Origin of the sequence: Trinickia sp., from assembly GCF_051954495.1 — a bacterium.
Classification (GTDB): domain Bacteria; phylum Pseudomonadota; class Gammaproteobacteria; order Burkholderiales; family Burkholderiaceae; genus Trinickia.
In genome coordinates, this window is sequence record NZ_JBQCHR010000089.1 from 73,662 (window position 1) to 93,907 (window position 20,246).

Annotated in this window: 19 protein-coding genes; 2 read left to right on the forward strand and 17 right to left on the reverse strand. The window is 63.8% G+C overall.

Translation table 11 applies throughout. The features are described 5' to 3' along the window. Nucleotides 1-7: 7 nt before the first annotated feature. The 5 genes from ACTHNR_RS12735 to ACTHNR_RS12755 all read right to left on the reverse strand — a co-directional run bounded on the left by ACTHNR_RS12735 (nt 8) and on the right by ACTHNR_RS12755 (nt 5,168). Nucleotides 8-1,981: an FHA domain-containing protein gene (locus ACTHNR_RS12735; protein WP_440547993.1), complete on the reverse strand. Its 1,974-nt coding sequence runs from the start codon at nt 1,979-1,981 to the stop codon at nt 8-10. A gap of 112 nt (nt 1,982-2,093) precedes the next feature. After that, entirely contained in the window at nt 2,094-3,545 is a 1,452-nt protein-coding gene (locus ACTHNR_RS12740; RefSeq protein WP_440548022.1) for an efflux transporter outer membrane subunit, read from the reverse strand. A gap of 140 nt (nt 3,546-3,685) precedes the next feature. Then, nucleotides 3,686-3,952 (reverse strand): hypothetical protein, encoded by a 267-nt coding sequence (locus tag ACTHNR_RS12745; protein WP_440547994.1) that lies wholly within the window; start codon nt 3,950-3,952, stop codon nt 3,686-3,688. 266 nt (nt 3,953-4,218) lie between these two features. Continuing rightward, nucleotides 4,219-4,659, reverse strand: coding sequence for a DUF4399 domain-containing protein (locus tag ACTHNR_RS12750; protein ID WP_440547995.1), 441 nt, complete (start codon nt 4,657-4,659; stop codon nt 4,219-4,221). An 86-nt stretch (nt 4,660-4,745) separates the two neighbouring features. Then, on the reverse strand, nt 4,746-5,168 hold the full coding sequence (locus ACTHNR_RS12755; protein ID WP_440547996.1) for a DUF4399 domain-containing protein: 423 nt from the start codon (nt 5,166-5,168) through the stop codon (nt 4,746-4,748). Between the two features lie 191 nt (nt 5,169-5,359). Between ACTHNR_RS12755 and ACTHNR_RS12760 the strand changes: the two genes are divergently transcribed. Next, nucleotides 5,360-6,496, forward strand: coding sequence for a formylglycine-generating enzyme family protein (locus tag ACTHNR_RS12760; RefSeq protein WP_440547998.1), 1,137 nt, complete (start codon nt 5,360-5,362; stop codon nt 6,494-6,496). 53 nt (nt 6,497-6,549) lie between these two features. Here the strand turns inward: ACTHNR_RS12760 and ACTHNR_RS12765 are convergent, their stop codons facing one another. The 9 genes from ACTHNR_RS12765 to ACTHNR_RS12805 form a co-directional block, all read right to left on the reverse strand. Beyond that, nucleotides 6,550-7,959: an NAD(P)/FAD-dependent oxidoreductase gene (locus ACTHNR_RS12765; RefSeq protein ID WP_440548000.1), complete on the reverse strand. Its 1,410-nt coding sequence runs from the start codon at nt 7,957-7,959 to the stop codon at nt 6,550-6,552. Then, entirely contained in the window at nt 7,949-8,269 is a 321-nt protein-coding gene (locus ACTHNR_RS12770) for a (2Fe-2S)-binding protein (protein ID WP_440548001.1), read from the reverse strand. The genes ACTHNR_RS12765 and ACTHNR_RS12770 overlap by 11 nt, the downstream gene beginning before the upstream one ends. Beyond that, the gene (locus tag ACTHNR_RS12775; protein WP_440548005.1) at nt 8,238-9,371 is read right to left on the reverse strand and encodes an NAD(P)/FAD-dependent oxidoreductase; all 1,134 of its coding nucleotides are present in this window, start codon (nt 9,369-9,371) and stop codon (nt 8,238-8,240) included. The genes ACTHNR_RS12770 and ACTHNR_RS12775 overlap by 32 nt, the downstream gene beginning before the upstream one ends. Further along, nucleotides 9,355-10,452, reverse strand: coding sequence for an ABC transporter ATP-binding protein (locus tag ACTHNR_RS12780; RefSeq protein WP_440548006.1), 1,098 nt, complete (start codon nt 10,450-10,452; stop codon nt 9,355-9,357). The genes ACTHNR_RS12775 and ACTHNR_RS12780 overlap by 17 nt, the downstream gene beginning before the upstream one ends. After that, on the reverse strand, nt 10,440-11,444 hold the full coding sequence (locus ACTHNR_RS12785; RefSeq protein WP_440548008.1) for an ABC transporter ATP-binding protein: 1,005 nt from the start codon (nt 11,442-11,444) through the stop codon (nt 10,440-10,442). The genes ACTHNR_RS12780 and ACTHNR_RS12785 overlap by 13 nt, the downstream gene beginning before the upstream one ends. A gap of 1 nt (nt 11,445) precedes the next feature. Then, entirely contained in the window at nt 11,446-12,378 is a 933-nt protein-coding gene (locus ACTHNR_RS12790) for an ABC transporter permease (RefSeq protein ID WP_440548009.1), read from the reverse strand. Continuing rightward, nucleotides 12,375-13,538, reverse strand: coding sequence for an enolase C-terminal domain-like protein (locus ACTHNR_RS12795; RefSeq protein ID WP_440548010.1), 1,164 nt, complete (start codon nt 13,536-13,538; stop codon nt 12,375-12,377). Before ACTHNR_RS12795 ends, ACTHNR_RS12790 begins: the two co-directional genes overlap by 4 nt. A gap of 14 nt (nt 13,539-13,552) precedes the next feature. Next, nucleotides 13,553-14,530 (reverse strand): ABC transporter permease, encoded by a 978-nt coding sequence (locus ACTHNR_RS12800; protein WP_440548011.1) that lies wholly within the window; start codon nt 14,528-14,530, stop codon nt 13,553-13,555. Nucleotides 14,531-14,595: 65 nt separating this feature from the next. Continuing rightward, nucleotides 14,596-16,206, reverse strand: coding sequence for an ABC transporter substrate-binding protein (locus ACTHNR_RS12805; RefSeq protein WP_440548012.1), 1,611 nt, complete (start codon nt 16,204-16,206; stop codon nt 14,596-14,598). 131 nt (nt 16,207-16,337) lie between these two features. Here ACTHNR_RS12805 and ACTHNR_RS12810 point away from each other — a divergent pair, with 131 nt between their 5' ends. After that, nucleotides 16,338-17,270, forward strand: a complete 933-nt coding sequence (locus tag ACTHNR_RS12810; RefSeq protein ID WP_440548013.1) for a LysR family transcriptional regulator — start codon at nt 16,338-16,340, stop codon at nt 17,268-17,270. A 37-nt stretch (nt 17,271-17,307) separates the two neighbouring features. On the opposite strand, the gene ACTHNR_RS12815 is transcribed toward ACTHNR_RS12810, so the two are convergent. The 3 genes from ACTHNR_RS12815 to ACTHNR_RS12825 all read right to left on the reverse strand — a co-directional run. Further along, the gene (locus tag ACTHNR_RS12815; protein ID WP_440548014.1) at nt 17,308-17,970 is read right to left on the reverse strand and encodes a dihydrofolate reductase family protein; all 663 of its coding nucleotides are present in this window, start codon (nt 17,968-17,970) and stop codon (nt 17,308-17,310) included. A gap of 96 nt (nt 17,971-18,066) precedes the next feature. Then, on the reverse strand, nt 18,067-19,464 hold the full coding sequence (locus tag ACTHNR_RS12820; protein ID WP_440548016.1) for an aminotransferase family protein: 1,398 nt from the start codon (nt 19,462-19,464) through the stop codon (nt 18,067-18,069). A 51-nt stretch (nt 19,465-19,515) separates the two neighbouring features. After that, nucleotides 19,516-20,246, reverse strand: a 731-nt coding sequence (locus ACTHNR_RS12825) for an aminotransferase class III-fold pyridoxal phosphate-dependent enzyme (RefSeq protein WP_440548017.1), incomplete at its 5' end; no start/stop codon positions are given.

The following is a 20,246-nucleotide window of genomic DNA, read 5'->3' on the forward strand; positions in this document are numbered from 1 at the left end:
CCCGTGCTCACTGTCCACTCCCGTGCGCCATCGCGGCGAATGCCTGCAAGGCGGCGCGGTGCGCTTGGAACGGCGGCGTCGCGAAGCGCACCGAGTTCAATGCATCGGCGGCTGCCCGGGTATCCCCTCCTCGCACTTCGTTCACGATTGCTCGGTATCGGCTCAGGTCGCTGCGTAGAGGACCAAAGCCCCCCGCTAGGCGGGGATAGCGCGAGGCATAATCGTCGAGCAGTGCGGGCAGCGCATCGAGCCGCTCCGGGTGCGTCGGCTCGAGCGAGGCCTCGATGGCGCTCTTGAGCCGTTCGAGCGCCGCCACATACACCGAATCGTCGGTCTGCAACTGACGCAAGTGGCTGAGCGCGTCGGCGTATCGCCGGCCGAATGCGGGCACGTACGACGTGATCCGATCGAGCATGCGCTGATGCTGATTGGGGTCGTCGTTCCAGCGGGCGACGAGCGAGCCGATGACAGGCTCGTCATGGAAGATTGCGATCGGCGCATCGGCGCCGCCGCGCCCGAACCAATAGGCTTCGACCTCGCCCATCCACGCGATTTCACTTGCCAGCGGCGCGGCCTCGCGATTGTGGCTCGCCAGCGTCTTCATCTCGCTGGCCCGTGCTCCGGCCCGATCGAACGCGTGCGCGTCGATCGCCGCGAGCCAAGCGGGCACTTTGGCTTTCATCAGCGCATCGGCGCCTGCCGCTTCGAGCGTTGCGTCCCCAGGATGCCGCGACAGATAGCGATCGGCCAACTGCGCCGCGGCATCGAAACGGCCGTCGTCCATCAACGCCTTCATGTCGCGCTGCGGGCCCGCATGAAGATACGAGGCAACGACGATCACGCCTACGAGCGCCAATGCAGCGAGCGCGTAACGGGCGATCCGTCGCCCATCCCACGCAGCCGCCCAGGCCGACGTCCCGCTGCCCCCCATGGCGACGTTCAACTCATCGATGAATGTCGCCAACTTGCTTCGGCGCTTGGTCGCCGCGCGCGAGGGAGGCTCGTTCGGCGAAACGGTCTCGTAGTTGACCTCGTCTTCTCGCGCGTTCATCGAGTCGACGCAGAAAATGTCGAGAAACGAATGGGGCGCAGCGATGAAGGTGGTTCTATCCATGTCCGCCGCGGCTGGGATCGGAACCGCCGGGGCCGCGCGATCGTTCTGCGCACCGTCCTCCGCCTGCGGGTTCGGCGCTGCATTGGACTGATCTTTTGCCGGGGCCTGAGCGCGCATCTGCGTCAGCGTTCTATCGACGCCGCCGCGCTGGACACCAACCCGATAGACGAAGTGATTGCCGCCGAAGGCCAGGCGCGCACCGTCGGCCAGTTCAACCGCGCGTTCCTCCAGCCGCACGCCATCGACGAACGTACCGTTCGTGCTGCCCAGGTCTTCGACGAAGATCTCGCCCCGTTCGACGAACACGTGCGCGTGACGGCGAGACACGTAATTCACTTGATGCGGATAGGCGTCGCGGTAACGCGCGAAAACCTCGTCGGCTTTGCTGACGAGGAATGGGAACGAGGTCACGACAATCGGCTCCAGGCCCAGATCGGAGCGCTCGGGCGTCAGCGTCAGCGTCAGCGCGACGGAGCTTGCCTCGCTCGGCGTCCGAACGCTCGTACATTGCGCCAACTCGACGCGATACGCGAGCACCCCGGCAAAGCGAATCTCGTCGCCGTCGTGCAGCAGGCTCGGCTTGTCACGCACGGCCGCGCCGTTGATCGTCGTCCCGTTCTTACTGCCGAGATCGGCTATGTACGCTGCCCCACGCTCCACGAAAATTCTCGCGTGTCGCCTCGACAATTCAGCCACGACTTCGCTACGCGCCCGATCGAAGGGCGCTTCGCTGCGTCCCACCGCAAACAGATCACGACGAATGCGGATGTCGCCGAGTTCCGGGTGCGAGACCGGCTTGAGCACGACCTCCAAGCGTCGCGCGAGCGGCAGCTCCGTTTCGGCAATCGGAACATCGTCGGAAGCCATATCGACACCTGCGCAAGAGCGTCGGGCCGCCCCTCGTCTTCGTGCTTCCCCGGCGAGGGGCTTTCGCACAGCGGGGAGCGTGAGAATGAGTGTAGGCGACATGCGACCGCAGTCAATTGGCGGAACCCGCCGCACGGGCCGCGTCGCTGCGCGCGTTCTCCACGACTACCGAGGGCCAGCCGCCGCCGATCGCTTTGTACAGCGTCACCGTATCGGCCAGTATCTGCTGATGATTGGCGACGAGCGCCAGTTCCGCCGCGGCGAGCGAGCGTTCCGATTCCAGCACTTCCAATTGCGACACCACGCCCTCTTTCAGCTGCGCCTCGATTTGCGCGGCCACGACGCGAAGATGCGCGTTCTGCTGCGAAAGCTCGATGCGCTGCTTCTTGTGCGCCGTGAGATTGACGAGCGCCGTCTCGACTTCCTCGAACGCGGCGAACACGGTTTGGCGATACTGCTGCTCGGCCACTTCGCTTTGCGCTTCCGTCGTCTTGATATGGGCCTTCACGCTTGGATCGAACATCGGCAGATTGATGCTCGGCAGAAAGCTGAAGGTGAAGGCTTTGAACAGATCGCTAAGCGCGAACGCCGCCGTGCCGCCGCGGCCGGTCAGGCTGAGCGAGGGCAATTGCGCGAGCTTGGCAGCGCCGATGTCGTCGTACGATTCGAGCACGCGATACTGCGCGGCGACGACATCGGGCCTGCGCGAGAGCAGCTGCGCCGGCAAGCCCATCGGCACGTCGGGCAGCTTCACGCGCTCGCGTAAGTGGCCCACCGGCATCTTGAACTCGCCCGCGGGAACGCCGACGAGCGTCGCCAGCGCGTTTTCCGTCACATCGCGCAGGCGATGCAATTCGATCAACTCGTTCGCGATGCCGTTGACTTCGGCCTGTTGCCGCAGCACCTCGGTTTGCGGTGCGGCGCCGTTGGCGAGCATCGACTGATCGATGGCGAGAATCTGCTTGTTCTTGTCGAGCGTCTTTTGCTCTTCGTCGATTTGATCGTCGAATTGAAGAATCTGGAAGTAAGTGCTGGAGACGTTCGCGACGAGCGTCAGGTAACCCGCGCGCCAGTCGGCTTCCGATGCGCGGTACTCCGCCTGCTGCGCTTGCACGCCTTTTTCGACCTTGCCCCAGATGTCGATGTCCCAGTTGACTTGCGTCCCGAGGTTGTAGGTCTTGGACAGCCGCTGATGCGTGCTCTTTTCGAAGTCCGCTCCGGCGCCGACGTCCATGCTCGGCAGCGCGCCCGCGCGGACTTCGCCGATCGCCGCGCCGGCCGCGTGAATGCGCGCGGCGAGCACTTTGATGTCGACGTTGCCGGCGATGGCTTTGTCGATGAGCGTATTCAAATACGCGTCGTCGAAGCCGCGCCACCATTGCGGGTCGACCGTGTCGGACGCCGATACGACGTGCTCCGCGTGGGCCCAGGTCGTCTTCTCCGGCGTATCGGGACGCTTGCTGTAGTCCGGCATCTTCAAGTCCATGCAACCGGAGAGCGCAATCGCGACAAAGCCCGCGCAGACGAGGCCGACGCCGAACGAGCGTCCATGGTTGGGGTCGATCGACGCGTATGCCGGACGTGAGAGCGTTTTCACGATGAGCTCCTGGCAAGGGTGGCAATGGTATGGACGCGGCAGGGTCGACGTGGCTTGGTGAACTTGGCCGGGGAGGCGAACCTGCCCCGGGCCTGGGCGCGCTTGCCTCAGAAGTTGATCGTGTTCGTGCCGGTTTGCGAGGGCTTCACCGTCGACGTGATCCCCGTGACGAACGCGGCGTTGTTGCCGTTGTTGCTGAGGATTTCGTTCGCTTGCCCGACCGACTGCTCCGCGGAGAAGTTGGTCGTGTTGCTGATGCTCACGGGCGCGAACGGAAAGTGAAAGTAGCCGAGCGTGCCGCCGCGGACGCTGGACATTGCACGGCCGTCGAGTTCCTTGGCAACGTTCAGGTCTTCGATCTTGAGCGCTTTCATGAGAGTTCTCCAAAAGGGATGAGACGAGTCTTCGAGGGAGTTGAGCAGCAATGTGTTGCGAGCTCGGGCCATATACTGCACAGGGTGTGCCAGTTGCGCGCAGGGGCACGGCCCGCGGCGTGCAAACGCAGGCGGGCATTGGCTTCGAACGAATCGCTAGGACTTTCGCGACGTCGGCTTCGACGCAAATGCGAAGCGCGGATGATCGCAGCGAACCAACAGATTGAACGCGACCTGTTGGCCTCGCGCAGACAGGCGGTGTACGCCTACTTCACGTAGATCGTGATCTTCTTCGAATAGATCGGCGGGTTGTGCGGGACGTGATCGTGATCGCCCAACAGCAGTTGCAGCGTGTGCTTGCCGGGGGGAAGCTCGAGCGTCGTCTCGGTGGCCCCGCTGCCGAAGTGGAGATGATTGCGGTCGGAAGGAATCTTCTCGTTCATCGGCGGCAGATCCGTATCGATGAGCAAATGGTGATGGCCCGAGTTCGGATACTTCACCCCCGCGGGGGCGACGCCCATGTAGCGCAGGCCGAACCAGACGCGAAACGGCCTGCCGGCCGGCAAGACTTCGCCGTCGTTCGGCCAGCCGATGTACTCGGTGGCCCTCGGGTCGGCCGGCGAGGCGTCGCCCCACGCGAGCGGCGCCGCAAGCAGCAGCGCCGCGGTCGCGGCGCAGCCGGCGGCGAAGGCGAGTCGCAGTTTCATGGCAGGTTCTCCGGCAATTCGAAAGGGGCCGGGCGAGCGCGAGGCCGCGGGCCGCCCGTTGCTGCGTTGGCGCGTTTTGCGTCGCGCTATTTCACCGTGATCGTGATTTTTTTCGAGTACACGGGCGGGTTGTGCGGGACATGATTGAAATCCCCCATCAGCAGTTGCAGCGTGTGTTTTCCGGGCGCGAGCTCGATGCGCGCCTCCGATTCGCCCGCGCCGAAATGCAGATGATTTCTGTCGGACGGAATGGGTTGATCCATCGGCGGCAGGTCCGCATCGATGATGAGGTGGTGGTGGCCCACGTTGGGCCGATCGATGCCCTTCGGGCATAGGCCCATGTTGCGCAACCCCATACGTATCCAGAAGCCGCCTTTGATGACGGCGCCGTCGTACGGCCAGATGATGTACTCCTCGGCGTCGGGCGGCGAGGCCGTGGGGCCGGCAAACGACAGATAGGGCGTCAGCGCAGCGGCGCCGCAAGCGATGAGCATCGTTCTTCGCCGCATGATCATCCCCTCTCAATGTGGAATCGTTCGCCGGCGATTTGCCCGACGTCGGCCCGGGCCCTTATCCTCGCTTAAAGGCTCATGCCGGCACCGCGCGTTTGCGCACAGACGATAGGCGATTTATCGCGCAAACACTGAAGTTCTCATAGCGGCGCATCCAGCGGCCCGACGGAACATCGCGGAGACGGTTCATGTGGCGAAGACGACTGCTGCCCCTGGTTCTCAGCACGTGCATCCTTGCCGTGTGGCCCGGATGGTCGACCGCGGGCTTATTGCCCCAGAACAGTTCCGAGCAGGTCGAAATCACGTTCTGGGACTCGATTAAAGACAGCCGCAATGCGGGCGATTACGAGGCGTATTTGAAGACTTATCCGAACGGCCGCTTCGCGCCGCTCGCGAAAGCGCGCATCGCATCGCTGCGGGCGAGCGCTTCCGGTGCTTCAAGCGCGTCGAGTACTACGAGCGCAGCGCCCGCGCATGTACCCGCTGCGCCCCCCGCCTCCCCGACAGGGGCCCCCGCACCGGCACCCGCGCCTATCCCTGTGCCGCCGACGCAACGCGCCCAGCCTGCGCCGCCTGCTCGACCCGCGGCGGCGACGCCGTCGACGGCGGGGCACGAAATCAAGGATTGCGCCGCGTGCCCCGCATTGATCGAGGTGGCGCCAGGCAGCTTCACGATGGGCAACAACAAGAACGATCCGTCGGAAAAGCCGGCTCATGTCGTTACGATCGCGCATGCGTTCGCGCTGGGAAAATACCCGGTAACGATCGCGCAATGGAACGCTTGCGTGGCGGCCGGTGCTTGCCAGCGTCTCACGGACATCGCGGACCACGATCAGAACGCGCCCGCGCATAACGTCAGTTGGGACGATGCCCAGCAGTACGTGAAGTGGCTAACGAAAGCGAGCGGCAAGGCGTATCGTCTGCCGACCGAGGCCGAATGGGAATATGCAGCGCGCGGCGGCACCGCGACGCGCTACTGGTGGGGCGACCAAATGAGTCAGGGCAAGGCCAACTGCAAGGATTGCGGGCAGCCCTGGCGCGCCGACGGGCCGAACGCCGTCGGTTCGTTCGCCGCTAACCCGCTCGGTTTGTACGATATGGGCGGCGGCGTATGGGAGTGGGTGAGCGACTGCTGGCACAGCTCATACAAAAATGCGCCCGTTGACGGGCGCGCGTGGGATCAACCGTATTGCGAGGCTCGCGTCATTCGCGGCGGTTCGTGGCTCGATGGTCACGACTACATGTTGTCGTCGACGCGGTTCAAATACGATCAAAGCGTGCGGTATACGGCGAATGGGTTTAGGGTGGCGCGGGAGATGAAGTGATCGGCGCTAGCGCGAGCGCGGCTGTCCCCCACCACGCCGCTCTACATCTGCGCTCATTCCGAGAACTCTTTGGTCGCCCTATGCGCCGGCGGCTCGGCGCCGAGGCTCGCGAGCGCATGCAGGGAAACAGGCTTGATCGGCGCGCGTACGTGATATGCGCCCACCGTCTGCGGCGAGGCGTGATGTTCAGCGGCGAGAATTTGCGTCACGGTAAGCCCGCACAATCGCCCCTGACAGGGCCCCATGCCGCATCGGCTGAAAAATTTCGTTTGATTCGGTCCCGCGCAGCCCATGCGCGCCATCTCTCGGATCTGCCCCGCCGTCACTTCCTCGCAGCGGCAAACCATCGTCTCGTCGCTTGGCGCGCCGATCCAGTTCGGTGGACGAAACAGTGCTTCGAGATACGGCCGTACCGCTCGCTCGCGGGCCAACATCCGCCACGAGGCCTTCGACCGCTGGTCCCGTTCCACCTCGCCGATGCGACCGCTTGCGTGCGCGATGCCGAGCGCGGCCAGCGTACCGCTGGCCTGCGCCGCGCGAGCGCCGTCGATGCCGGTGCCATCGCCCGCGATCCAAACAGCCGGCTGTGAACTCGCCCCCCACTCGTCGCGGACCGGGCGCCATGCCACCTGCGCGTCGTCCCAGCGGTGCTCGAGCCGCAACAAACGGGTCAATTGCGTATTCGGCACGACGCCGTGATGCAGCAGCACCACATCCGCCGCCTCACAATGCGCGCCGCCGGCATCGAAGCGCACCGCACTAGCCTGTGCGTCGCCTTCGATCTTCAAGTTCGTCGCATGCCGATACCAGCGCACGCGAGACGCGCATAGTTTCGCGAGCATACGCACGCCCTTGACCAGCGGCGCGGGCGCCGTAAGCGCCCGCGGCAGTCGGCGCAACGCAGCGATGCCGTTGCCGCGCGGCGCGGTTTCGACGAGCGCCGTCACATCGGCGCCCGCCGCGAGCAATTGACACGCCACGAGCAGCAGAAGCGGGCCTGTGCCGGCAAGCACGACTTTTCCCTCGGGCACACAAGGACCGCTTTTGAGCGCGATTTGCGCCGCTCCCGCGTTCATGACGCCCGGCAGTGTCCAGCCGGGAATCGGCGACGGCCGCTCGAGCGCTCCCGTCGCGATCAGCAAATGAGGAGCCGACAGACACTCCGCCCTGTTTTCCGAAATCACCGTCACGGTCCGGGCAGAGTCGATGTCCCAGACCAAGGTGCCCGGTCGATAGTCGACTGGCGCACGCTCGAATTGCGCCAATAGCGACGCGCCGGCCGCATAGTCCTTGCCGAGCAGCGTCTTTACCGATGAATCCGCGATACCGACGTTGCGATAAATCTGCCCCCCCGGCCGATACTGTTCGTCGAGCAGCGCCACCTTGAGGCCCAACCCACTGGCGGTCACCGCCGCCGCCATGCCGGCAGGGCCGCCGCCGATCACGATGAGGTCATGCGTCATCGCCGCTCCCCGCCCGGCGCGCGCCGTTTTGCAGGCGCACCGCCATCCCGTCGCGCACTTCGAGCATGCATGCCTGCGTGTTCGGCCGGCCATCTACTTCGACTAGACACTCGAAGCAGACGCCCATCAGACATAGCGGCGCCCGAGGGCTCGCGGATACGGGGGTGAGCCGTGTGTGCGAAAACCCTGCCTGGAGAAGCGTCAACGCGAGGTTCTCCCCCGCGCGTGCGCGGATCGGCCGGCCTTCGATCGTCAAGCAGACGAACGGCGGCGGCTGGTCAGTGTGCAGCGGTCTGAACATGGAAGTCATGGAAGCGATTCGCCTTGAAACGATGTAATTCGGACGGCTCGGATGCTCCGCGGATCCAGTCCGCGATCGCGCCCGCGTGATTCGCCGCCAAGGTGATGCCGCTGTGACACGTCACCAGAAACGCCCCTGGGCATTCGCGCGAAGCCTCGTAGATCGGATATCCGTCCGGCGTCATCACGCGCAACGCGCCCCATGCCCGTACGACGTTCACCGGGTCCAGCAAGGGAAAATAGCGAATCGCATCACGCGCGATCCGACCTAGTTCGCGCGTCGTGGTGCCGTCGTCGAACCCCACGTCCTCTTTCGAATCGCCGAGTTGGATCACGCCTTCCCCGGTTTGCCTGACATGCGGCGTGGGATACGGAAGAAAGCGCTGCATGCGCTCGGTCACGAGCACCTGCCCCCGCTCCGGACGCACCGGCGCCTCAAGGCCGACTTGCGGCGCGAGCGCGCGGCAGCCCAGTCCAGCCGCGATGACGACGCGGCCCGAGCGGACGCTTCGCCTCATCGTGATCACCTCGAAGCCGTCCGTGCGAGGCGTGATCCGCTGCGCCGCCTCGCCCGTGCATAGCGAGCCGCCCAACCGTACGAATGCGCTCACGAGCGCACGCAGAAGTCTTAGCGGACTGACGTGACCGTCCATGGGTGAAAAGATCGCGCCTACGATGTCCGCGCCCGCCGAAGGAAGGAGCTTGCGCACGTCGGCGGCATTGAGCCGCTCATAGGGGTACGTACAGCCGATCGCGTCGCGGATCGCAGCCATCTCGTGAAGCTGGCGGTCGAGATCGGCGTGTGCGAAGACCGGCCTCAAGCCGCCTTCCTGCTTTAGTTCGAGGCCGATCTGCGCGAGCGATTCGAGTTCCTGCCCGAACGCCTTCCAGCGCCTCGCACTCGCGAGGCTCCAGCGCGCATAGTCGATGTTGCCCGCGCCCTTGCCCTGCACCCAAACCAATCCGAAATTGCCTCGCGCGGCGCGAAACGCATCGTCACCCTCGTCCAACACTATGACCTTGTCTCCGGCCTTGACGAGCCCATAAGCGATCGACATTCCGACGACGCCGCCGCCGATCACCACCGTGTCTGCCTCAGCGTGGGTTCTCATAGCGGGCTCGGGAGAGAACCAGCTCGGCCGATGTCGGCCGCGCGGCGTCATGGGACGTGCCGCTTGCCGTCGCCGAAGGGGCGACGGCGCCTTGGGGCATGCCCCCCTGTACCGCGTGGCAAGCCACCGTATGTGCAACACCGATGCGCTTCATTTCCGGCGTGCGCGTGCATTGCGGCATCGCCAGCGAGCAGCGCGGCGCGAAACGGCATCCGGGCGGCGGGTCGATCGGTTTCGCCAATTCCCCTTTGATGTCGGCCGGCTCGCGCTTGTGTCGCGGATCCGGCACGGGCACGGCAGCCACGAGTGCGCGGGTGTACGGATGCCGGGGTGCGCCGACGAGCTCGGCCGAACTCGCCACCTCGACGAGCTGCCCGAGGTACATCACCATGACGCGGTCGCACAGGTGCGTGAGGATCGACAAATCGTGCGACACGTACAGACACGAGAACTTGAGCCGTCTCGACAGATCCCGCAGCAGATCCATCACGCCCGCTCGAATAGAGACGTCGAGCATCGACACGGGCTCGTCGGCGATGACGAGACGAGGCTCGGCGATCAGCGCCGATGCGATCCCGACACGCTGGCGCTCGCCGCCGCTCATCTGATGAGGAAAGCGTTGCGCGTAGCGCTCCGGCGGCAGACCGACCATTTCCAGCATGCGCGCCACGCGACGCGCCGTTTCGCCGGCATCCCACAGTTTCAGGGCCCGCGGGGCCTCGGCGACGATGTCGAACACCCGCAAACGCGGATTGAGCGAATCGAACGGATCCTGAAAAATGAGCTGCACCTGCTTGCGGTATTCGGTGAGCGCCTTGCCGCCGCTCACCGCGGTGACATCCTCTCCGTTCAGGCGGATCGTGCCGCCGGTCGGCACGTCAAGCTTCGACAGCAAATTGCAGGTCGTCGATTTGCCGCAGCCCGACTCGCCGACGATGCCGACGATCTCGCCCTCGTCGATCGAAAAACTCAGGTCTTCGACCGGCTTGATCCAGCTCGGATCCGCGCCGCGCAGCGCGGCGCCAAGTCCGCGTCCGATCCTGATGTGCTTGGTCAAGTGCTCTACGCTTAGGAGTGCCACGTTGCCTTCCTCATTGCAGCGGCGCGCATTTGTCCGATATGAGCAGTCCGGATGCACGCCGAAGTGTGTTTGACGCCGACATCGACGGCCGCGGGCCGTGCCGCGCCACAGGCGTCGATCGCGAAAGGGCAGCGCGCAACGAACGCGCAGCCAACCGGCGGCGACGCCATGTCAGGCGGAGATCCGGGCATCGAGATCAACTCGCGTTCGAGATCCAGAATGCTAGGGAACGCATTCTTCAAACCCAACGTGTAGGGATGCTGGGAATCGCCGAACAGCTCCAGCGTCGGCGCGCACTCGACCATTCGCCCCGCATACATCACGCCGACGCGATTCGCCGTTTCGGCCACCACGCCGATATCGTGCGTGATCAGCAAAATGGACAACGACACGCGCTCGCGGATCGCGCGAATGCGACCCAGCAGCCGCTCCTGCACGAGCACGTCGAGGCCGGTAGTCGGCTCGTCCATCACGATCAGCGACGGTTCGAACGCGAGCGCCATGGCGATCATCGCGCGTTGACGCATGCCGCCGGAGAACTGATGCGGATAGCGGCTCACGAGCTCAGGCTGCAAGCCGACGATGTCGAACAGTTCGACGACGCGCTCGCGCGCCTTCGATGCGCAGATGTTCGAGTGCGCGCGGATGCCTTCCACGATCTGCGCGCCGACCGGCATCACAGGGTTGAGCGAATTCTGCGCGCTTTGCGGCACCAGCGCGATCTGTCGCATCAACATGTGCCGCCTGAAGCGCGCCCGCGGCATTGCGAGCAAGTCTTCGCCATTGAAGCGCAGCACATCGGCTTCGACCGACGCGCTATCGGGCAGCAGCCGCAGCAACGCCTTCACGACCGTCGACTTGCCGCAGCCCGATTCGCCGACGAGCCCGAAGATTTCCGCCTCGTCGACATCCAGATCGAGACCATCGACCGCGCGCACCGGCCCGTGAGCGCTGCGATAAGTCACGCGCACATTGCGAGCTTCTAGCAGCATTTCATCGTTCTCCCAAACGCGGGTTGGCCACCACCTCGTACGCGCGGCTCACGAACACGAATGCGCTGACGAGCAGCACGATAGCCGCCGACGGTTCGAGGAACCACCACCAAGCTGTTTGCGTGTACCCGGATGCCCACAAGTCTTGCAGGATGCTGCCCCAGGTGATGGCGTTCGGATCGCTGAAGCCGAGAAAGCTCGCGGACGCTTCGGTGACGATCGCCCAGGCGATGTTGAACGAGGTATACAACAGAAGAAGCGGCAGGATGTTCGGCGCGATGTGGCGATAGATGATGCGCAGATCGCTCGCGCCGCGTGCGCGGGCGAAGGCAATGAACTGACGTTGCTTGATCGCCATCGTTTGGGCGCGGATCACGCGAGCCGACGTGCGCCATACGATCACGACGATCGCCAGGATCACGAAGCCGATCGATCGGCCAAACAGTGAAATGAGGACGATGATGAACGGCAAGAACGGCATCCCGTAGACCACGTCGGTCAATCGCATGAGCGCATTGTCGATGCGGCCACCATAAAAGCCCGCGATCAGTCCAATGTTCGCGCCGATCACGATCGAAACCAGCCCGCTCGCCACGCCGATGATCATCGTCGTGCGCGTCGCGAGGATCATCTGCGACAAGAGATCGCGCGCGAGGTTGGTCGTACCGAGTGGAAACGCGGCGCTCGGCGCCTGGAGGATCGCCATCCTGCCGTTCGCCATCTTCAGCGACTCGTAGGGATCGTGCGGAATGAGCCACGGCCCCAAAATCGCCACCAGCAAGGCGAACGCGATGACGATTGCGCCGAACGCACCCAGCTTGTCGGCGAAGATCACCTTCAGGTTTTGGCCGATTTCGCGAGCGATGAGCGCCGCACCGCGCGGCAGACGGCTACCCTGCAACGGTGGAGGCGCTTTGACGGTCGGCGTGTTCATACTCTTGCTCCTGCCCGCCCGGTGGAAACCGCCATTCGGCGCACGTGCGCCTCGTCGACCTGCACCCCAAGGCCATCGCGGTTCGAAAAATGCACGACGCCATCGCGCACGAAGGACGAAAAATCCGTCGGATCTTCGACTAGCCTCAGCGTCGACATGAACGCATGGCCAACGTCGATCAGATTGCCGAGCGTCACGGCGTGCTGCAACGAGGCAGCTTGCGTGACGCCGAATTCGAGCATCGAATTCATATAGCAGCGGATACCGAAGGCCTCGGCCACGGCCGCGATGCGTTGGGCGCGTAGCGGGCCGCCATTCTTGCTGCTTTTGATGCTGAACACGCTGGCCGCGCCGAGCTTGGCCAGCTTAGCCGCGTGCGCGGCCCCGACCACCGACTCGTCCGCCGAGATGAGCAGCGGCGTGCTCGCGGCGAGCGATGCCATGTCCTCGAGCTCGTCCTTTTTCACAGGCTGTTCGACGAACGCGAGCTTGGAGCCCCGGACGCCGTCTAAAAATGTCCGTGCCTGCGCCACGGTCCATCCTTGATTGGCGTCCGCAATGAACTTCAACCGATCCCCATATCGCGCCTCCAATTGGGCGACGCGCCGCACCTCGTCTTCCACGGGCGACGTACCCATCTTCAGCATGTAGCTGCCGAAGCCTTGCGCGGCTTTTTCGTCGATGACTCGGATGTCGTCCTGCGCCGTACCGTTACTGAGCGGCCACAGGACGGGAAGCGTCGAATGCAGCACGCCGCCCAGCAGCGTCGCCACCGGCGCGCGCAGTCGTTTGCCGAGCAAGTCGAGCAGCGCCATCGATACGGCGCCTTTCGCGCATAGATGCTTCGGCACGAGCGTGTCGAGCAGAGCATCGACGCGCAAGGGCTCCGGATTCGCGCATCCCAGCACGGCCGGCAGTAGCGTATCGAGCAGCACATGCATGGCTTGCTCGCACGATTCTCCGGTAAAACTCATGCTCGGATTGGCTTCGCCCCACCCCGTGACGCCGTCGTTGTCCGTCAGCTTGACGAGGATCGCACGCGTCGTCGCCAGCGTTCCCTCGGTCAGTTTGTATGGAACGACGAAGCGGGTTTCGATCTCGAAGCATTCCGCCTCGAATATGGGCGCCATCGCCGCGGGCGAAGAGTGTGTGGTCATCATTGCTGCTTCGTTCATCATGTCGTTCCGAATCGAATGCGGGGATCAAGGAGGCTGTAGGACAAATCGGTCAGGAGATTCATGACGATCACCACCACGGCCATGAGGAAGAAGGCGGCCTGGGCCACCGGATAATCGTGCTGCAAGGCGGCATCGACCATGGCCTTGCCCATGCCCGGCCACGAAAACACGGTCTCGATCACGATCTGGCCGCCGATTGCAAAACCGAGAATCAGCGAGGAAACGGTCACGACCGCCAGCAGCGCGTTGCGGGCCGCATGCCCGAACAGCACGCGCGACGGCCTCAAGCCCTTGGCGCGCGCAAATTCGACGAAGTCGGAACCCAGCACTTCGAGCATCGAATCGCGCATCACCAGCATCGGCGTGGCCACGTAGACCGCGCCGATCGTGATCGTCGGCAAAATGAGGTGCTTGAGAAAGTCGGCGGACGTGAGCATCGCCCACGTGCCCGCGTCATCCGTGCCCGCGGCGACCATGCCGGACGACGGCAGCAGTTCGAGCTTGTAGCTGAACGCGATCAGCAGCACGATCGCAATCACGAATGGGGGCGCCGCCTGAAACACGAGTCCGGCGACGGTCGCGACATGATCCAGAACGCCGCCTCGCCGGGCCGCCATCAAAATGCCGAGCACCACGCCGATTACCACGGCCAGCACCAGGCCGGCGCTCATCAAGAGCATCGTGTTGAGCAGCCAGTGCCCGAGCAGCGCCGCGACGCTCTGACCGGTAGTGAAAGACTGCCCCCATTGCAGAGTCAGCATATTCTTCAGGTAAATGAAGAATTGCTGCCATAGCGGCAGATCAAGCCCGAAGGCATGCTTGAGCCGTGCCTGGGCGGCTTGGTCGAGCGCCGGGCTGATCACCTGCGCGGTGGGGTCGCCGGGCATCATGCGAAACAGCACGAACAGGATCACGGCCACGCCCAGCAGCGTGATCAATGACGACATCGTTCGTCGCGCGAGATAGAGAGTCATGAATGATCCTCGAGGATCGAAGCGGTTTTCCAACGACTATGACTGCCGATACGGCGGGGGCGCCCTCACGCGCGCGACAGCAACCGGCCTTGCGCATCCCAGCTGTAGCCGGCCTTGGAAAGCAGGTCGCGCGCCATTTTCACGTTCTCCGGCGGCACCTTGACTGCCGAGTTGTGCCACGCATCGTTCGTCGGCGAGATGATCGACGCACCGGGGTCCGCATAGCCGAGCAGCACGAGTTCGGAAATCATCTGGCGCGGCATGATGAAGTTCAGCGCCTGCCGGAAGGCCGGATCGTCGAATGGCTTGATGCGGTTGTTGTATGAAAGGTGGTAGAGCCCATGGCTCGGATAACCTTTGGCCACCACGTTCTTCACCGTCTTCAGCCGATCGACCAGCGCAGGCGTCAACACATAGCGCGTACGGTCGCATTCGCCGTTGGCGATGGCCGTGGCAAGCGCATCCTGGCTACCGTAGACAATCCGAATGATGCCGGCGCACTTGGGCGCGTTGAAGTGCGCCTTGAACGCGCTCATCTTCAACTCGGAGCCGCGCCTCCAGTAATCGAACTTGAAAGGCCCGCTGCCCACCGGCTTGTCGTTGGCGAATCGAAGCGGATCGCCGCTTGCGGCAACACCCTCCCATACATGGCGCGGGATGATGAACATCGTGGCCAGGACGTTCGAAACGAACGGCGCGGACGGATTAGCCAGCTTGATGCGGACCGTGTGGGCGTCCGGCAATTCGACCGAAGCCACGTTGTTCAGCGCTGTCAAAAAGAAGGGTGCTTTCCATTGCTTGTGATAATCGAAGCTGAACTTCACATCGTCCGCCGTGACGGGCTTGCCGTCGTGCCAGTGCATGTCGGGACGAATGGTCAGATCGATCGTCTTGTCGTCGACGAACCTCATCGCGCTCGCGGCCCATGGCACAGGCTTGCCGCTCGGATCGAGCCGCATCAGCCGGTCATAGAGAATCGAGAGCTCCGCGAACTCGGTGCTGTCGACCACGGCGATCGGGTTCAAATGCTTGACGTCCGCATTGGCGCCGCTTCGCGAATAGCCGTCTCCGGTCACCTTCATGTTGATATCCGACCAAAACCCGCCGATGCCTTCACCAAGCTGCGGTACCAGTCCGCTCAGCTTGTCCGAGCGATGCGCCATCGTCATCTGCGAATAGACCAGCACCGTCCCCGGTTGATCGGCGAAGATCGCACTTTGCGCATCGACGACGGGTTTGTGTCGCTCGCCCACTTTCATCAAACGAGCTTGCGCCGTTGCCAACGCATCCACTTGGGGGCTGTGGTAGCCCATCCAATTGAATCCGCCGCGCTTGTCCTCCGCGGAATCGTGCACGCCCCGTATGAAGAAGTCAGGGTCGATACGGATGCTGGTGCCCGGGAAATACACGAGGTACATCTCGAAGTCATGCTCCATGATGACTTTTTGAATACCCTGGTTGTAGTCCATCGGATTGGCCTGGACCTCCCAACCAATCGATTTGCACGCCTGTGCGACCAGCCGAGCGATTTCCGGGCGGGCGGGATCGAACTGCGCGGTACAGGTGAGCAGCGAACGCCCCGCGACCGGCACGCGCTGCGATTGCCCGCGCGCCAGCCCACCGACGGCGGCGGCCGCCAGTGCGGCGGCCCCCGTGACGAATCCCCGACGGTCCATGTCTTCCTCCGATGTTCGAATGATGATGTTTTTGAGTCTAGAAACGACAATTTCGCGTGTCCATGAAAGCGCGCTATGATTATTCGTCCATAACCTCCGGTTATGGCCTTTCCCGTGAGTGATGCGAGCCGATGAAATTCCGACTGATCGAAGTGTTCAAGGCGATGCTCGAATTCGGCACGGTGACGGCTGCGGCGCATTCCTTGAAGATTTCGCAGCCCGCCATGACGAAGTTGATCGCGCAGCTGCAAGAAGAGCTCGACCTGGTGTTGTTCGAGCAGCGCGGCGGACGGCTCGTCCCCACGGCGGAAGCACGGGCGCTTGCGGGGTCGATGCAGCGCGCGTGGGACGGGGTGATCGAATTGAAGGAGGCGGCTAGAGAGATTCGCGACATGCGCCGGGGGCAGTTGTCGATCGTCGCCTCGCCGGGCATCGCGCAAACGCTGATGGCCGAGTTCGTTGCGCAATTCGCGAAGGAGTCGCAGCGGCTGACGATCAACCTGCACTCGCAGTCGTCGCCGCGCGTGATCGATTGGACCGCCGACGGTCAAGCCGATGTCGGCATAGCGATCATGCTCGCGCCGCGCGCCGGCGTTCAGGTGGAGCGCCTGGGCAGCCTGACGGGTGTCTGCGCTTTGTCGGCCCTGCATCGGCTCGCCTCCAAGGAGGTCATTCGCGCGGACGATTTACGCGACGAAGCATTCATCTCGCTCGCGGAAATCGACGGATCGCGTTCGCGCATCGAATCGGCTTTCGAAGCAAGCGCCGTGGACCGCAATATTCTTTTGACCACGCCGCAGTCTTCCGTGGCGCTCGCGCTGGTGACGCACGGCGCCGGGTGCGCCATCATCGATGAAGCCTCCGCTCGCCTGGCGGATCCATCGCGGGTGGTCATCCGGCCATTTGTGCCCGCGGTGGAATTCGACGTGTACATGTACCACCCTGCCAATCGGCTGCCGTCTCAGGTGCAGGAAAGATTCGTGCGGACGTTCCGCCAGTGGTTCAAGACTCGGCGTTGGGACGCGAACGGGAAGAGGCCTGCGCGGCGCAAGGCTGTTCCTTAAGTCATACGAAGACCATTCCCGCTCGCCACGGCGATCGTCACGTCCCCGTCCGCCCTTCCCGCCGTAAAACGACATGCGTGGCCTTCTCCGACGCTACGGTTTCGACGCATCGGTATCCCAAGGCCCGCAGGTCGACGCCTTCGAACAGCGACTCCCCCCGGCCGAGCAGCACCGGCGAGATAGCGAAGTGCAGCTCGTCGACGAGTCCCTCGCGAAGATACTGCTTGATGGTGTTCGCCCCTCCGCCGATGCGCACGTCCTTTCCGGCGGCGGCCTGCCGTGCGCGGTCGAGCGCCTCGCGAATGCCGCCCGTGACGAAGTGGAACGTCGTGCCGCCCTCCATCTCGATGGAGGGACGAGCATGATGGGTCAAGATGAAAACGGGCACGTGATACGGCGGATTGTCTCCCCACCAGCCTTTCCAGTTATCGTCCGGCCATGCCCCGCGAATGGGGCTGAACATGTTCCGGCCAAGAATCCACGCCCCGACGTTCTCAAAGCTGCGCGCGGCGAACTCATCGTCGACTCCGGTCGTCCCGCCTTCGTTTCCAAACAAGGTTCGTTGAAACGTGCGTGTCGGCACGAGCCACTGGTGCAACTCCGTCCCGCCGACGCCAAGCGGATTGTCGATGTTTTGATCAGGACCTGCTCCGTAACCGTCGAGCGAGACGGTGAAAGCCGCAACGCGAACGCGTGTCATCGAATGCCTCCATGTCAATAAGCAATAGTGACTTGAACTATGCGACGTTACAACGGACAAAACCGGCGCATCGAGTCCTTTCGCGCCGTCCGCCTCTTAGCCGAGCGCTCCCTCACGTTCGAGGTCGCGTTCGAAATCTGACAGCGCCAGCCCGAGCCGCTCGACGAGATCGTCGACCTGCGATTCCGTGATGATCAGCGGCGGCGCGATCAGCTGGATATCGCCGAACTGTCCTCGGTTCGCACGCCGGTTGTAAAGCGCGATGCCGTGTGCCAGACCATAGTTCGTCAGGCGAGCCGGTGCGTTCATCGACGGCGGCAGCTGACGCCGCGTTTCCTTGTCCGCGACGAGTTCGATCGCCATGAGCAAACCCTTGCCGCGGACGTCGCCGATCAGGCGGCTCGCCCGCTGCAATTCGCGCAGCCGCCCGTCGAGATACTGGCCGACCCGCGCGGCCCGCTCGACGAGCCCCTGCTCCACTACCTCGTCGATGACGGCTTCCGCCACGGCGCAAGAGAACGGGTTCGAGAAGTAGGTATGTCCATGGACGAAACCACCTTTCGCGCCGATCGTTTCGACGATATGGTTCGGCGCGAGCACGGCGCCGAACGGCGTGTAGCCCGCGGCGAGACCCTTGGCCAGTGTCACGATGTCGGGACGCGAGCCCTCCCAGTCTTGCGAGGACAGGAATACGCCCGTGCGTCCGGCGCCGCACATGATCTCATCATGAATGAGCAGCACCCCGTGGCGGTCGCAGATCTCGCGAGTGCGCTTGTAATACGACGGGGGCGACACCACGGCGCCGGTCGAGAGTCCACCGATCGGTTCCAGAATGAACGCGAGCACCGTATCGGGTCCCTCCTCCACGATCCGCTGCTCGAGCGCTTCGGCGCAGGCCGCGACGTGCTCTTCGGTCGTCACGCCGGGCGGCAACCGGTAAGTCAGCGGCGCCGGAATCTTCGGCATCGATTGGAACATCGGGCCGTAGATCGATTCGGTGAATGAATCGCCCGTCACGGCCATCGCCCCCATGGTCGAACCGTGGTAGCTCGGATTACGCGAGATCACCTTCCAGCGGGTGGATTGCCCACAGGCAAGCGCGTATTGCCGTGCGAGCTTCAGTGCGGCCTCGTTGGCTTCGGATCCGCCGGACACGAAGAACGCGCGGTCGAACCCGTCGCCGGCAAGCGCAGTGAGCTTGTCGGCAAGCCGAACGTTCTGTTCGCTCTCGAAGAAGCGGGGATAGGCGAAGGTGACGCGGTGAGCCTGCTCCGCCATCGCAGCGACGACGCGCGGATTGGAGTGGCCAAGGTTGCTGACGACCGCGCCCGAGGTGGCATCCAAATACCGGGCGCCGTGCTCATCGAAAAGGTGGATGCCTTCGCCACGCGCGATGCGCGGGGGGCGCGCCGCGCCTTTCGGGAGGTAAAAGCTCATGACGCTTCCCCCACGCGGCGTGTCGCCTACGAGCCGTTCTTCGGCCACATCTTTCATTCCGGTGCTCCTCGCAAAACCGCGCCGCACAGGCGGCGATAACGATAACTTTTACGCAATGACGCCCGCGTAGCGCTCGACGAACGCATCGAAAGCCGACAACAAGCGGGCCATTTCAATTTCGCCGATCGGCATGCTGAGCACGATGAAGCCACGGCGCGCGAGATAAATGCCGTGCTCGATCATGTGGAAGAAAAACAGATCTTTGATGAGATTGCCCCCCGGGAGCAGGTCGCCGATCGACCGGATCGCATGCCTGCCGGCCTGAAGATTCATGAGCGATCCCCGCCCCGTGAACTGAAGCGGCACGTTCCGCTCGACACACATCGCGTTCAGTCGTTCACGAAGCCTGTCTCCGCTCGCGTTCAATTCACGCGCGACATCAGCCGTGTACAACTTTGACAGTCCGGCCACGCCGGCGGCCATGCTCAAAACGTTATTGTTGAACGTGCCCGCATGGGGTGTGGCGTCCGGCCTGCGCGGATCGAATTGATGCATGATCGATGCGCGGCCGCCGAACGCGCCGAACGACATGCCGCCGCCGATGTATTTGCCGAACGTGGTCAGGTCCGGCTTGATCCCGCGCACCGATTGCAGTCCGCCGGGCGCGAGGCGGGAGGTCATCACCTCGTCGAAGATCAGCAGCGCACCGACCCGCTGGGTCTCCTCCCGCAGCATTTTCAGGAAGGCGGGTTCGGCCGCGATGCAGCCGCCGCCGCCCATCATCGGCTCCAGGATGACCACCGCCAGGTCGCCGGCATGTTCAGCGATCTTCGCGCGTG